Origin of the sequence: Microbacterium sp. B19 (assembly GCF_000333395.1) — a bacterium.
Taxonomy (GTDB): Bacteria; Actinomycetota; Actinomycetes; order Actinomycetales; family Microbacteriaceae; genus Microbacterium.
Genome location: NZ_BADA01000335.1, coordinates 1 through 506, shown reverse-complemented (window position 1 = coordinate 506; position 506 = coordinate 1). Strand labels below are relative to the sequence as shown.

Genomic DNA, 506 nt, shown 5'->3' with positions numbered 1-506 from the left:
AGGGCGGGGGGGGGGGCCGCGCGGCGTCAGGCCGTGCCGTACAGGCGGTCGCCCGCGTCGCCGAGGCCGGGCACGATGTAGCCCTTCTCGTTCAGGCGCTCGTCGAGGGCGCCCAGCACCAGCGTGACGTCGTGTCCCTCGACCTGCTTCTCGATCGCCGCAACACCCTCGGGAGCGCCGAGCAGGCAGATCGCCGTGACGTCCTGGGCGCCGCGGTTGAACAGGAACTTGATCGCCGCACCGAGCGAGCCGCCGGTGGCGAGCATCGGGTCGAGCACGAAGCACTGGCGGTCGCTGAGGTCGTCGGGCAGGCGCTCGGCGTACGTCGACGGCTGCAGCGTCTCCTCGTCGCGGATCATGCCGAGGAACCCCACCTCCGCGGTGGGGAGGAGCTTCACCATGCCCTCGAGCATCCCGAGGCCCGCGCGCAGGATCGGCACCACGATCGGACGCGGCTCGCTGATCTTCACGCCCTGCGTCGTCGTGACGGGCGTCTGGATCTCGAT

The 506-nt window shown here is 71.3% G+C and carries 1 protein-coding gene; it reads right to left on the bottom strand.

What is annotated here, in order from left to right; translation table 11 throughout:
* Positions 1-26: 26 nt before the first annotated feature.
* Positions 27-506, bottom strand: a 480-nt coding sequence (upp, locus tag I5G_RS11980; protein ID WP_026095879.1) for a uracil phosphoribosyltransferase, incomplete at its 5' end; no start/stop codon positions are given.